General features: G+C 75.3%; 9 protein-coding genes. 3 read left to right on the forward strand and 6 right to left on the reverse strand.

What is annotated here, in order from left to right; translation table 11 throughout:
* Positions 1-80: 80 nt before the first annotated feature.
* Positions 81-590 (reverse strand): DinB family protein, encoded by a 510-nt coding sequence (locus ACFTWP_RS05810; protein ID WP_380263002.1) that lies wholly within the window; start codon positions 588-590, stop codon positions 81-83.
* 272 nt (positions 591-862) lie between these two features.
* On the opposite strand from ACFTWP_RS05810, the gene ACFTWP_RS05815 reads away from it, so the two are divergent.
* Both ACFTWP_RS05815 and ACFTWP_RS05820 read left to right on the forward strand, forming a co-directional pair.
* Positions 863-1,630 (forward strand): ArsR/SmtB family transcription factor, encoded by a 768-nt coding sequence (locus ACFTWP_RS05815; protein ID WP_380263003.1) that lies wholly within the window; start codon positions 863-865, stop codon positions 1,628-1,630.
* Positions 1,631-1,764: 134 nt separating this feature from the next.
* Positions 1,765-6,033 (forward strand): molybdopterin-dependent oxidoreductase, encoded by a 4,269-nt coding sequence (locus tag ACFTWP_RS05820; protein WP_380263004.1) that lies wholly within the window; start codon positions 1,765-1,767, stop codon positions 6,031-6,033.
* Positions 6,034-6,084: 51 nt separating this feature from the next.
* Here ACFTWP_RS05820 and ACFTWP_RS05825 read toward each other — a convergent pair whose 3' ends face one another.
* Positions 6,085-6,774 carry a rhomboid-like protein gene (locus tag ACFTWP_RS05825; RefSeq protein WP_380263005.1) on the reverse strand — a complete coding sequence of 230 codons (690 nt, stop codon included), beginning with the start codon at positions 6,772-6,774 and terminating at the stop codon, positions 6,085-6,087.
* A gap of 216 nt (positions 6,775-6,990) precedes the next feature.
* Here ACFTWP_RS05825 and ACFTWP_RS05830 point away from each other — a divergent pair, with 216 nt between their 5' ends.
* On the forward strand, positions 6,991-8,016 hold the full coding sequence (locus ACFTWP_RS05830) for a hypothetical protein (RefSeq protein WP_380263006.1): 1,026 nt from the start codon (positions 6,991-6,993) through the stop codon (positions 8,014-8,016).
* Between the two features lie 22 nt (positions 8,017-8,038).
* Here the strand turns inward: ACFTWP_RS05830 and ACFTWP_RS05835 are convergent, their stop codons facing one another.
* The 4 genes from ACFTWP_RS05835 to ACFTWP_RS05850 form a co-directional block, all read right to left on the reverse strand.
* Positions 8,039-8,623: a hypothetical protein gene (locus ACFTWP_RS05835; protein WP_380263007.1), complete on the reverse strand. Its 585-nt coding sequence runs from the start codon at positions 8,621-8,623 to the stop codon at positions 8,039-8,041.
* Positions 8,624-8,668: 45 nt separating this feature from the next.
* The gene (locus ACFTWP_RS05840; protein ID WP_380263008.1) at positions 8,669-9,340 is read right to left on the reverse strand and encodes a response regulator; all 672 of its coding nucleotides are present in this window, start codon (positions 9,338-9,340) and stop codon (positions 8,669-8,671) included.
* Entirely contained in the window at positions 9,340-10,575 is a 1,236-nt protein-coding gene (locus ACFTWP_RS05845; protein WP_380263009.1) for a sensor histidine kinase, read from the reverse strand. The genes ACFTWP_RS05840 and ACFTWP_RS05845 overlap by 1 nt, the downstream gene beginning before the upstream one ends.
* 140 nt (positions 10,576-10,715) lie before the next feature.
* Positions 10,716-12,923, reverse strand: coding sequence for an MMPL family transporter (locus tag ACFTWP_RS05850; protein ID WP_380263010.1), 2,208 nt, complete (start codon positions 12,921-12,923; stop codon positions 10,716-10,718).
* Positions 12,924-13,097: the final 174 nt, after the last annotated feature.

A 13,097-nucleotide genomic window follows, 5' to 3' on the forward strand; every position in this document is an offset into this window, starting at 1 on the left:
GCGACCACCCGCCGGGCCGCGGCGGGCCGCGGCGGGGCGCGGCGGGGCGCCCGGCCCGGGCGCACGGGCGGCCCGGGGCCTCAGCCCATGGTCTTCGCTCCGTCCAGTGACTCCCGGATGATGTCGGCGTGGCCCGCGTGCTGCGCGGTCTCGGCGATGACGTGCAGCACCACCCGCCGAACGGACCACCGGGCACCGGGCTCGAACCACGGCGCCTGCGGCAGCGGATGCGCCGCGTCCAGGTCGGGGAGCGTCGCCACCAGCTCGTCGGTGCGCCGCGCCACCTGGTCGTACCGGTCGAGCAGGCCGGCCAGCGTCTCGTCCCCGACCATCCGGAACTGGCCCTCCCAGTCCACCGGCTCGCTCGCCATCGCCTCGGCGCCGTCGACCGCGAAGCGCATCCAGCCGGCCTCGACCCCGGCCACGTGCTTGATCAGGCCGCCCAGGCAGAGCTCGCTGACGGTGGTCCGGAGCGCCGCCTGCTCGTCGGTGAGGCCCTGCACGGTCTGGCGCAGGAAGCCGCGGTGTCGCGCCAGCGACTGCAGCAGATCGGCACGCTCCCCGGCGGGAGCCTCCCGTAGAGCCGACATGGCACCTGCCTCCTCTGACATCCGGTCCGGCGTCCGGTCCGACGTCCGGCCACGGGGGCCGGCCGAACGGCGCCGGACGACGGTGGGCCGGCCGGCCCGGCTGCCACCCAAGCACACGGCCGGGGCCCCGTCCCGGAGCCCGGGCCGGGCGGTCGCCGGTTCGGCCCAGACCCGCCCGGCGGGCCCCGAACGGCCGGGCGGACCGCGGACCGCCGGCACGCAGTACCGCCGTTTCGGCTCCCGCCGAAGTGTCCGGCGCGCATCATGGGCCCATGTCACTCGCAGGGATCGCCGGACTGCTCGCCGACCGCACCCGGGCCGCGTTCTGCCTGGCCCTGCTCGACGGCCGGGCCTGGACCGCGGGCGAGCTGGCCCGGCACGCCGGGGTCTCGCCGTCCACCGCCAGCGAGCAGCTGTCCCGGCTGGTCGCGGGCGGCCTGCTGGCGGAGGAGCGCCAGGGCCGGCACCGGTACGTCCGGATCGCCGACGCGGCGACGGCGACCCTGATCGAGGACCTCTCCTCCTTCGCCGCCGGGCCGGCGGACGCCCCCGCGCCGCGGAGCCTGCGGGAGTCCGGGCGGCTCGGCGCCGAGGCCCGCGCCCGGACCTGCTACGACCACCTCGCCGGACGGCTCGGCGTGGCCGTCGCCGACGCCGCGCTGGCCCGGGGCCTGGTCGCCGACGACGCGGGGCTCGTCCTCACCGCGGCCGGCCGGGACTGGCTCACCGCGCTGGGCGTCCCGCCCGCCGGGCTGGCCGGGCCGCGACCGGTCATCCGCGGCTGCCTGGACTGGACGGAACGCCGCACCCACCTGGCCGGGGCGGTCGGCGCGGCCCTGTGCCGGCGGGCCTTCGAGCTGGACTGGGTGGAGCGGATCGGCACCGGCCGGGCCCTGCGGATCACCCCCGCCGGCGGCCGGGCCCTGCGGGAGCGACTGGGCGTCGACGTGGCGGCGTGGCCGGCCCCGGGGGCGGCCACCACCGCTCCGGAGGGGTCCGCGGCTCACAGCTCCGCAGGTCCGGGTGTGCGGTCGACGTAACTCCCGGCCGCCGGGCGACGTGACGTCCGCGCAACCGGCGCCGCCTACGGTCCCCCTGTGGGAGCCGCCCACCACCGGCCGGCCGTACCGCTGCCGCGCGGGCGGTACGCCGGGTTTCCGAGAGGGGTTCGTCCGTGACGGCACCGGGTCCGCAGGCCGGCACCAGCACCGTGAAGACCGTCTGCTCGTACTGCGGCGTGGGCTGCGGGATGCTGCTCGACGTCACGGTGGACACCGGGACGGGCCGGCGCACGGTGGTCAAGGCGTACGGCGACAAGGCCCATCCGGCGAACGGCGGCCGGCTCTGCACCAAGGGCGCGACCAGCGCCGACCTGCTCGCCGCCACCGGGCGCCTGGGCACGGCCCTGGTGCGGCCCGAGCGCGGGGCCGAACCCGCACCGACCGACGTGGACGCGGCCATCAGCGGGACGGCGCGGCGACTGCGGGCGATCCTGGACGAGCACGGACCGGACGCGCTGGCCTTCTACGTGTCGGGCCAGATGACGCTGGAGGCGCAGTACCTGGCCAACAAGCTGGCCAAGGGCTTCGTACGGACCAACCAGATCGAGTCCAACTCCCGCCTGTGCATGGCCAGCGCCGGCACGGGCTACAAGCTCTCGCTGGGCGCCGACGGCCCGCCCGGCTCGTACCGGGACTTCGAGCACGCGGACGTCTTCCTGCTGATCGGCGCGAACATGGCCGACTGCCACCCGATCCTCTTCCTGCGGATGATGGAGCGGGTGAAGGCCGGCGCCAAGCTGATCGTGGTCGACCCGCGCCGCAACGCCACCGCCGCCAAGGCGGACCTGTTCCTGCAGATCAGGCCGGGCACCGACCTGGCGCTGCTGAACGGCCTGCTGCACCTGCTGGTGGAGAACGGGCACACCGACCCGGAGTTCGTCGCCGAGTTCACCGAGGGCTGGGAGGAGATGCCCGCCTTCCTCGCCGACTATCCGCCGGCGAAGGTCGCGGAGATCACCGGCATCCCCGAGGCCGACATCCGGCGAGCCGCCCGGCTGATCGGCGAGGCCGCCGAGTGGACGAGCTGCTGGACGATGGGCCTCAACCAGTCCACCCACGGCACCTGGAACACCAACGCGCTGGTCAACCTCCACCTGGCCACCGGCGCGATCTGCCGCCCGGGCAGCGGCCCGTTCTCACTGACCGGCCAGCCGAACGCGATGGGCGGCCGCGAGATGGGCTACATGGGGCCCGGCCTGCCCGGTCAGCGCTCGGTGCTCGTCGCCGAGGACCGCGACTTCACCGAACGGCTCTGGGGCCTGCCGCCCGGCACCCTGCGCACCGACGTCGGCCGGGGCACGGTCGAGATGTTCGAGAAGATGGCCGAGGGCGACATCAGGGCGTGCTGGATCATCTGCACCAACCCGGTCGCCTCGGTGGCCAACCGACGGACCGTCATCGCCGGCCTGGAGGCCGCCGAACTCGTCATCACCCAGGACGTCTTCGCCGACACCGAGACCAACGCGTACGCGGACGTGGTGCTGCCGGCCGCGATGTGGGCCGAGGCCGAGGGCGTGATGATCAACTCCGAGCGGAACCTCACCCTCGTCAGCCAGGCCGCCGACCCGGTCGGGCAGGCCCTGCCGGACTGGCGGATCATCGCCCGGATCGCCTGCGAGATGGGCTTCCAGGACGCCTTCGACTACCGCGACGCCGAGGAGGTCTTCGAGGAGATCAAGCAGGCCTGGAACCCGAGGACCGGCTACGACCTGCGTGGCGTGACGTACGAGCGGCTGCGCGACACGCCGGTGCAGTGGCCCAGCGCCACCGTCGACGGGCCCGACCGCAACCCCGTGCGCTACCGCAACGACGGCGTCAGCCAGACCCTGGTGGAGGGCCCCGACGGCGCCCGGCCCCGGCTGGTCTTCCCCACCGCGAGCGGCCGCGCGCAGTTCTTCGCCCGTCCGCACCTGCCCGCCGCCGAACTCCCCGACGACGACTACCCGTTCGTCCTGGACACCGGCCGCCTCCAGCACCAGTGGCACACCCTCACCAAGACCGGCAGGGTCGCCAAGCTCAACAAGCTCAACCCGGGCCCGTTCGTCGAGCTGCACCCGGACGACGCGCGGGCGCTGGACATCGCCGAGGGCGACCGGGTGGAGGTCGCCTCCCGGCGCGGACGGGCGGTGCTGCCGGCCGTGGTCACCGACCGGGTCCGGCCCGGGAACTGCTTCGCGCCGTTCCACTGGAACGACCTGTTCGGCGAGTACCTCAGCATCAACGCCGTCACCAACGACGCCGTCGACCCGATCTCCTACCAGCCGGAGTTCAAGGCCTGCGCGGTCTCGCTGGCCCGGGTCACCACCGCGGCCGCGGACGAGCCGGCCCCCGCGAACGCCACCTCCGCCGCGGGAGCCGGCGGCGCGGTGGCCGGCGGCACCGTGGAGGGCGGCACCACCGCCCTGCTGGCCCGGATCCTGGGGATCCAGGACCTCGCCCCGCCCGCCTTCGGCGGCGAGGAGCGCCAGTACCTGGCCGGCTACCTGGCCGGCCTGGGCGGCGCAGCGCAGCCCGGCGGCGCGGCAGCCGCCGTACCGGTGCTGCCCGCCGAGGCGCCGATCGCCCCGGAGCGCGCCCTCTGGGTCAACGGACTGCTGGCCGGCCTCTTCTCCTGGGCCCCCGCCGGCCCGCAGACGGCGCCGGGCCCGGACGGCCGCCCCGCACCCGGCCCGGACGGCGCGGGGGGCCCGGACGGCGCGGACCCGGCACCCGAGGTGGTGATCCTCTGGGCCTCCCAGACCGGCAACGCCCAGGACGTCGCGACCGCCGCCGCCGGCCGCCTGGCCGAGGCGGGCTGGGCCCCGCGGCTGCTCAGCATGGCCGACAGCGCCCCCGGCGCGCTGCCGGCGGGCGTGCCCGTCCTCCTCATCACCAGCACCTTCGGCGACGGCGAGGCCCCCGACAACGGCGCGGACTTCTGGGCCGCCCTCACCGCGGACGGCCACCCCGGCATCGGCGGCCTGCGGTACTCGGTGCTCGCCCTCGGCGACTCCAGCTACGACGACTTCTGCGGTCACGGCCGCCGGATCGACCAGCGCCTCGACGAGCTCGGCGCGACCCGGATCGCGCCCCGCGCCGACTGCGAACCCGACGACGACCAGACCGCCGCCCGCTGGCTGGACGAGGTCCTCGCCGCCCTCGCCGCCCAGCGCGCCGACGCGGCCGCGGCCGCCGCACCGGCCCCGGGCGCACCGGCGCCCGTACCCGCGGCGCGGCCCACCGCGCCGGGCGGCGCCGGCTACTCCAAGGCCTCGCCGTTCGCCACCCTGCTGGTCGGCAACCGGGTGCTCAGCCTGCCGGGCTCCGCCAAGGAGGTCCGCCAGTTCGCCTTCGACACCCGCGGCGGCGAGCGCGGCGACCTCGTCTACGAGGCCGGCGACGCGCTCGGCGTCTGGCCCGCCAACTGCCCCGACCTGGTCACGGAGTGGCTTGCTGTCACCGGCCTCGACCCGGCCGAGGCCGTCCCGCTCGCCGAGGGCGGCGGGGCCGCGCCCACCCCGATCCCGCTGGGCGAGGCACTGCGGACCCGCCTGGAGATCGCCAGGATCACCCCCGACCTACTGCGCTTCGTCGCCGAGCGCACCGGCGACCGCGACCTCAGGCGGCTGCTGCGCCCGGACAACAAGGGCGAGCTGGCGAAGTGGAGCTGGGGGCGCCAGGCCGTCGACATCGTCGGGTCGTACCCGGTGCGGGCCACCGCCGAGGAGTGGGCCGGCGTGCTGAAGCGGCTGCAGCCGCGCCTGTACTCGATATCCTCCAGCCCGCTGGCCCACCCCGGCGAGGTACGCCTGACGGTCTCCGTCGTCCGGTACGGCAACGAGGCCGGCCGCGGCCGCAAGGGCGTCTGCTCCACCTATCTGGCGGACGCCGCGGACGACGGCCCGGTGCCGGTGTTCGTCCAGCGCTCCCCCCACTTCAGGCCTCCCGCCGACCCGGCCGCGCCGATGGTGATGGTCGGGCCGGGGACGGGCGTGGCGCCGTTCATCGGCTTCCTGGAGGAGCGCCGGGCCCGCGGGCACACCGGCCCGAACTGGCTGTTCTTCGGCGAGCAGCGGCAGGCCACCGACTTCTACTACCGCGAGGAGCTCGACGGCTTCCACCGCTCCGGCCACCTGGACCGCCTGGACCTGGCGTTCTCCCGCGACCAGCGGGCCAAGGTGTACGTCCAGGACCGGATGCGCGAGCACGGCCCGCGGCTGTGGGACTGGCTGCAGCGCGGCGCCCACTTCTACGTCTGCGGCGACGCGGGCCGGATGGCCAAGGACGTGGACCTGGCCCTGCGCGAGATCGTCTCCGGCTACGGCGGCCTGACCGAGGAGGAGGCCGCCGCGTACGTGAAGCAGCTCGCCGCCGAGAAGCGCTACGTCCGCGACGTCTACTGACGTGACGGCTGCCGACGCGAGGTCGGCCGGGGCGCGCCGGCGCCGGGGCGGTCAGCGCGCCGGCGCCGGCCGCCGCCGCAGCCTGCGCCAGGCGGCCCGGGCGGCCTCCACCGGGTCCCAGCTGCCCGGGCGGTCGCGGACGATCGGGTAGCAGGCCAGGCCCAGCAGGACGGCGGAGAAGTGGCCGACGCTGGTGAAGTCCCGGCCGCGGACCAGCGCCAGGCCGTAGAACAGCAGGACGCAGCCGATGTAGAGGTAGCGCCACGGCGCGGTGATCAGGTACGTCAGCACCGCCTCGACACCCGCCAGCGCGTAGCTGACGCCGTAGTCCAGCGTGTACACCGCGCTCTGCGGCGCGTGCCCGTGCTCGATCGCCCAGTACAGCACCCCCTCGCTGAGGTAGGTGGCGCCGACGTGGGCGATCAGCAGCACCGCCAGCCAGCGCCCGGTGCCCAGCCAGCGCTCGGCGGGCACGTGGAAGACGTTGTAGAGGACGAAGTAGAAGTACCAGCCGCCGCCGGCGATCCACATCGCGCTGGTCAGCAGCACCCGCACCGGAGACTCGGCCAGCTGGTGCAGGTTGGTCGAGCGTCGCTCCAGGATGTGGTCGGCCGTCTCGGGCGACACGTGCCGGATCACCACCGTGGTCGCGAACAGGATCGCGAGCCAGAGGTGGGTGCCCGGGGCCCGGCGGACGTACGCCCAGTAGCTCCGGGCCGCGTGGGCGAGGTGCGTCCGCACGGGCTGGCCCCTCTCCGGCCGGCCCGGTCGGCCGGCGTCAGGCCAAGCCTGCTGGACGGCCGGCCGGGGGACGCACCGCACTGCTCCGTCCGGGTGAGGCGGCGCTCCGGCGGCCGGCCGGCAGGCTGTAGCAGAACTGTGACACGCGCCACACCGATCGCGGATCCCGGGCTGCCACTCTTCGATCATCGTCACCGTTCCCGGGGGGAAGCACCGATGTCCGTCCGCACCCGCCTGCGCACCGTCGCCGCCGTCGCCCTGACCACCGCGCTCACCGCGAGCGCCGCCGCACTGCTGACCGGCTGCGGCCCGGAGAACGCCGGCGGGCCCTCGGCCGCACCGCCCGCCACCGCCGCTGCGACCGGTGCCCCGCCCACCCCGACCGCCGGCGGCCCGGGCACCGGCGGGACGCCCACCGCCCCCGCCCTGAACGGCACCGAGGGCAACCACCTGACCATCAGCAACGGCACCGACCACGTGCTGATGAACGGCACCTCGGTCGACTTCGGCACGGTGGTGCGGGACCTCGCGTGGTCCCCCGACGGCACCCGGGCCGCGTTCGTCGACGGCGCCGGCAACCTGATGGTGGCCAACCCGGACGGCAGCGGCCGGGTCCTGGTGGCCAGGGCCCCGAGCGGCGAGACCTGGTCCCACCCCACCTGGCAGGTCAGCTCCGTCCTCCCCGACATGACGGCGCTGCCCCCGAAGAACAACATCTTCTTCGCCGCCGCCAAGGGCGGCGTCTCCCGGCTCAAGGGGATCGTCGCCACCACCGTGGACGGGACCCCGGAGGTGCTCCGGCTGGGCGTCGAGGAGGGCCCGGAGAACAAGCCGCTCCCGCAGACCGGCAACACCTGGCCGAGCGCGGCCGGCAAGCAGGGCACCGCGGTGTACGCCAACGGCACCACCGGCCAGGTGTACATCCGGGACGACTTCCTGCGTCAGCAGGGCAGCGTGCTCGTCCCCGGCTCCCAGCCGGCGCTGGCGCCCGACGGCGAGGACCTGGTCTTCGTCCGGTCCGTGGCCGGCCACGACCACGTCTTCGAGGGCGGCGTGGCCGGCCGCCCGGTCAGGGACCTCACGCCGAACGCCACCACCGACTACACCGAACCCGCCTGGTCCCCGGACGGGAAGACCCTCGCCGTCCGGGCTCCCGACGGCATCTACACCCTGCCGGTCGACGGGTCCGCCGCCCCGGTGAAGATCTCGACCTACCCCGGCCTGCCCGCCTACCGGCACTGACCGGGCGCCTCCCGGACAGGCCCTAACCGCCGGCCCGGTCGAGCTCCGCCCGCAGCTCGGCCAGCTGCGCCTCGGCGCGCTCGTACGGCAGGAACTCGACCAGGTCCAGGAAGCGGAACAGCACCCGCTCCCCGGTGACCGCGTACTCGAACTCGCCGAAGCCCGCCACCGCGCCCACCGCGCCCCGGGCGGCGCCCCGGACGACGTGGGCGGTCAGCGCGTCCGGGGCGGCGGCCGACTGCCCGCGCCGGGCGCCCGGCAGCGCCAGGTAGGGGCAGACCATCGAGGCGTACAGCATGCAGGCGCGGTGCCCGGGGCCCTCCGTGGTCGGCGCCAGATTGCGGTACGGGAGGCCGGCGGCCAGCGCGTCGGCGATCGCGGCGCACTCCGCCGGACCGACCACCCGCCAGACCGCGCCGGGCGGCATCGCCCGGCCGCACACCGAGCAGCACCGGCCGCGCGCGCACTCGGCGCTGCGGGCGTGGTCGGTCAGCGCGAACCTCGGCTCGCCGCCCTCCCACGGGGTGATGGCGGGCACCGGGTAGCCGCGGCCGTCGCGGGGCCTGGCCTCCACCGCCGCGGGCATCGGGACGCTGTCGAATCGCACCCGTCATGCCTACCAGCGGCGCGGCCCGCGGACCAGGGCCCGGCGTCAGCCGCCGCCCGGCCGCACCAGCCCGGTCTCGTAGGCGATGACCACCACCTGGGCCCGGTCGCGGGCGCCGAGCTTGGCCATCGCCCGGTTCACGTGGGTCTTGGCGGTGAGCGGGGTGACGAACAGCCGCTCCGCGATGTCGTCGTTGGAGAGCCCGGCCGCGACCAGCGCGACCACCTCCTGCTCACGGGCGGTGAGCACGTCCAGCCGGGGCAGTGCGGCGCGGTCCTGCGGGGCCGGCTGGGCCAGGAACCGCCCGATCAGCGCTTTGGTGGCGGCGGGGGACAGCAGCGCGTCGCCGGCCGCCACCACCCGGATCGCCTCCAGCAGCTCCTCCGGGTTGATGCCCTTGCCGAGGAACCCGCTGGCCCCGGCGCGCAGCGCCTCGGCGACGTACTCCTCGCTCTCGAAGGTGGTCAGCACCAGGACCTTCACCCCGGCGAGGTCCTCGTCGGCGGTGATCAGCCGGGTGGCCTCCAGCCCGTCGAGTTCGGGCATCCGGATGTCCATCAGGACGAGGTCGACCCGGGCGCTGCGGGCCAGCCGGACGGCCTCCCGCCCGGTGCCGGCCTCGGCCACCACCTCCAGGTCGGGGGCGGAGTCGATGAGCATCCGGAAGGTGCCCCTGAGCAGGGCCTGGTCGTCGGCGAGCAGTACTCGGACGGTCATCAGCAGCAGCCCTTCCGGCCGGCGCCGGCGGGCAGCGGCAGTTCGGCGTGGATGCGGAAGCCCCCGCCGGGGCGCGGGCCGGCCGACAGGGTGCCGCCGGCGGCCCGGGCGCGTTCGTACATCCCGATCATCCCGTGTCCCGTCCCGGCGCCCGGTCCGGCCGCGACTGCGGGGCCCGGCACCGGGCCCGGTCGCCCGGCCGGGGTGAGCGCCGCCGTGCGGCCGTCGTCCTCGACGGTCAGCCGCAGGGTGTCGGCGCCGAAGTCCAGGCGGACGTGCGCGGCGGCCGGTCCGGCGTGCTTGTGGGTGTTGGTCAGGGCCTCCTGGATGATCCGGTAGGCCGTGAGGTCCGTGATCGGGGCCAGGTCGACCGGGGTGCCGGTGCGGTCCAGCTCGACCCGTAGGCCGGAGTGCCGGAAGGAGTCCAGCAGGTCGTCCAGGCCGGCCAGCCCGGGCGCCGGCTCGCGGGGGGCGGACTGCTCCCCGCTGTAGCGGAGCAGTCCGACGGTGGCGCGCAGCTCGTCCAGGGCGGCCCGGCTGGTGTCGCGGATCCGCTCCAGCGCCTGGTAGGCGTGCTCGGGGTCGGTGCGCATCAGGTGGTGCGCGACGCCCGCCTGGGCGTTGACCAGGGTGATGTGGTGGGCGACCACGTCGTGCAGCTCGCGGGCGATCCGCATCCGCTCCTCGGTGACCCGGCGGCGGGCCTCCTCCTCCCGGGTGCGTTCGGCCCGCTCGGCCCGCTCCATCGCGGAGGCCAGCAGCTCGCGGCGGCTGCGGACGGCGTCCCCGACGGCCACCGACAGGGACGTCCAGGCGATCAGTCCGAGGTTCTGCGGCAGCTGCTCCACCCCGGGGCGGGTGATCAGCCCGGCGGTGGTGAGCGCGACGGCGGAGCAGAGTCCGGTGCGCCAGGCGGTGCGCCGGTCGGTGCGGCTCGCCACGGCGTACAGCGCGAAGCCGACGGCGCCGGGCGGCGGCCCGTTCACCGGCACCAGGACGAACTCGACCACCCCGATCAGCACGGTCGCCGCCGCCACCTGGACCGGCCAGCGGCTGCGCACCAGCAGCGGCACGCAGGAGATCGCGAGCAGCACCAGGTAGACCGGGATCGAGGCGTTCTGGTGGTAGGCGGTGGCCGCCGCGAACGGCGCGACCAGCACGAAGCAGCAGAGCGCCACGGCCAGGTCGGTCATCAGCGGCCGGGCGCGCAGCCACTGCCTGATCGGGTCGGCCATCTGCACTCCTTCACCGTACGCAGTCGGGGGCGGTGGGCGGGCCGGGCCGCGGCCCGGCGGGGCGGTGCCGGCGGCGCCCGTGGCGGGGGCCCGGACCGGGGTCGACCGGTCCGGGCCCCCGCCGCTCGCCGCGGCGGGCGTCAGCGGGTGGCGTCCACCGGCTCGGACGCCGGCTCGGGGACGACGCGCAGCTGCGGCGCCGGGTCGGGCTCGCCCTCCACCGAGACGTGCGGCAGCAGGCGGTCCAGCCACCCGGGCAGCCACCAGTTGGCCCGGCCGAAGCGGTGCATCAGGGCCGGGACCAGCACCATCCGCAGCACCAGGACGTCGAGCAGGACGGCCAGCGCGAGGCCGATCCCGAACTCCGCGATCATCCGCTGGCCGCCGAAGATGAAGGCCGCGAACACGCAGGCCATGATGACGGCCGCGGCGGTGATCACCTGGCCGGTCTCGCCGTGGCCGACCCGGACGGCCCGCCGGTTGTCCCGGGTGTGGGTCCACTCCTCGTGCATCCGGCTGATCAGGAAGACCTGGTAGTCCATCGAGAGGCCGAACAGGATCGCGATGATCATGACCGGTGCGAAGGCCTCCACCGGGCCCGCCGCGCCGGCGCCCAGCGCCTCGGAGCCCCAGCCCCACTGGAAGACCGCGACGATCGCGCCGAACGCCGCACCCATCGTGAGCAGGTTCATCGCCACGCCGATCAGCGGCACCAGCAGGCTGCGGAAGGCCACCATCATCAGCAGGCAGCCGAGGCCCACGATGATCGCGATGAACACCGGCAGCTTGGAGATCAGCACGTCGGCGAAGTCGGCGGCGGTCGCCGTGGCGCCGCCCACGTAGACCTGCAGGTCGCTGCCCGCCTCGGCCTGCGGGACGATCCGCTCGCGCAGGTCGGTGATCAGGTCCGAGGTCTGCTCGGACTGCGGGGAGGTGCTCGGCACCACCCGGACCGTACCGATGCTCTGCCCGTCCTTCATCGGCGCGGACATCACCTGCGCCACCCCGGGCACCGACTTCAGCTCGGTGACGAGCTCGGCCAGCGCCGCCCGGTCCTTCGCGGCCGGCGCCTCGGCGACCAGCAGCAGCGGGCCGTTGGAGCCGGGGCCGAAGCCGTCGGCCATCAGGTCGTACGCCTGCCGGGTGGTGCTGGACTTCGGGTTGTTGCCCGCGTCCGAGCTGCCCAGGCGCAGCGAGAACACCGGTACCGAGACCGCCACCATCACCAGCAGCGCCACCAGCGCCTTGCCGGTCGGCCGGGCCTGCACCCGCAGCGCCCAGCGCGACCAGAAGCCGGTGGCCTGCACCTCGGACGGGCCCTCCTCGGCCAGCCGTCGGCGCTGGGCCCGGCTCAGCACCCGCTGCTTCAGCATGCCGAGCATGGCGGGCAGCAGGGTGATCGCGGCGAGCACGGTCAGGCCGACGGTCAGCGCCGCGGAGACCGCCATCCCGTTGAGGAAGCCGATGCCGAGGATCAGCATGCCCAACAGGGCGATCACCACGGTCAGGCCGGCGAAGAGCACCGCCCGGCCGGAGGTGTTCAGCGCCTTGACCACCGACTCCTGCACGTCCAGGCCCGCCATCAGGCCCTTGCGGTGCCGGTTGACGATGAACAGCGCGTAGTCGATGCCGACGCCGAGGCCCACCAGCACCCCGAGGGTCGGCGCGACCGAGGCGATGCTCATGCCGTGGCTGAGCAGGCCGGTGGCGATCACGCCGGTGCCGACACCGGCGACGGCGGTCAGGATCGGCAGCGCGGCGGCCCAGAGCGAGCGGAACACCAGGGTCATCACGATCAGCGCGGCGACGATGCCGATGAGCTCGCTCGTCCCGCCCATCTCGCTCTCGGTGTTCTGCACGGCCTGGCCGCCGAGCTGGACGTCCAGCGCGTCGGTGCGGGCCTGCTTCGCCAGGTCGACGACGTGCTCGACGTCCGCCTTGGGGATGTCACGGGCGTTGCCGGTGAAGTTCACCTGGGCGTACGCGGTGGTGCCGTCCTTGCTGATCTGCGCCGCGCCCTGCGGGCCGTACGGGCCGACCACCGAGGCGACGGACGGCGCGGTGGAGATCTGCTCCAGCACCGCACTCATCCGGTCCTTGGTGGCGGGGTCGTTCACCGAGCCGCCGGTGGTGTGCCAGACGACGGTGTCGGTGTCGCCGGCGGCGGCCGGCATGCCCGCCTTCAACAGCTCCAGGGCCTTGCTCGACTCGGTGGCCGGCATCGACATGCTGTCGCTGTACTTGGTGCCGGCCGCGCCGGAGGCCGCCCCGAGGCCGACCAGCAGGCCGATCCAGAGCAGGACGGTCACGAGCCGGTGCCGGTGGCACCAGCGGGCAAGGGCGGACATCGGGTCTCCAGGGGTGTCGGGCCCGGTGTCGGGCTGCCGGACGCGGCGCCGCCGGCACGGCACGCCGCCGCGCGGCCGGTGTGCGGGGGCCGCGGTACGGGTCGGGCCGGAGGTGCGGGCGGCACTGCCCGGCTCCGCCCCGGCGGGGCCGGAGGCCTCTCCCCCGGTCCGCTC

Source organism: Kitasatospora sp. NPDC057015, from assembly GCF_042673745.1.
In the GTDB taxonomy this organism is placed as follows: Bacteria; Actinomycetota; Actinomycetes; order Streptomycetales; family Streptomycetaceae; genus Kitasatospora.

Excerpts from the sequence above, each read along its gene's own strand:
- ACFTWP_RS05850 (WP_380263010.1), bottom strand. The coding sequence starts at position 12,923 with ATGTCCGCCCTTGCCCGCTGGTGCCACCGGCACCGGCTCGTGACCGTC.
- ACFTWP_RS05830 (WP_380263006.1), top strand. The coding sequence starts at position 6,991 with ATGTCCGTCCGCACCCGCCTGCGCACCGTCGCCGCCGTCGCCCTGACC.
- ACFTWP_RS05840 (WP_380263008.1), bottom strand. The coding sequence starts at position 9,340 with ATGACCGTCCGAGTACTGCTCGCCGACGACCAGGCCCTGCTCAGGGGC.
- ACFTWP_RS05815 (WP_380263003.1), top strand. The coding sequence starts at position 863 with ATGTCACTCGCAGGGATCGCCGGACTGCTCGCCGACCGCACCCGGGCC.
- ACFTWP_RS05845 (WP_380263009.1), bottom strand. The coding sequence starts at position 10,575 with ATGGCCGACCCGATCAGGCAGTGGCTGCGCGCCCGGCCGCTGATGACC.
- ACFTWP_RS05810 (WP_380263002.1), bottom strand. The coding sequence starts at position 590 with ATGTCGGCTCTACGGGAGGCTCCCGCCGGGGAGCGTGCCGATCTGCTG.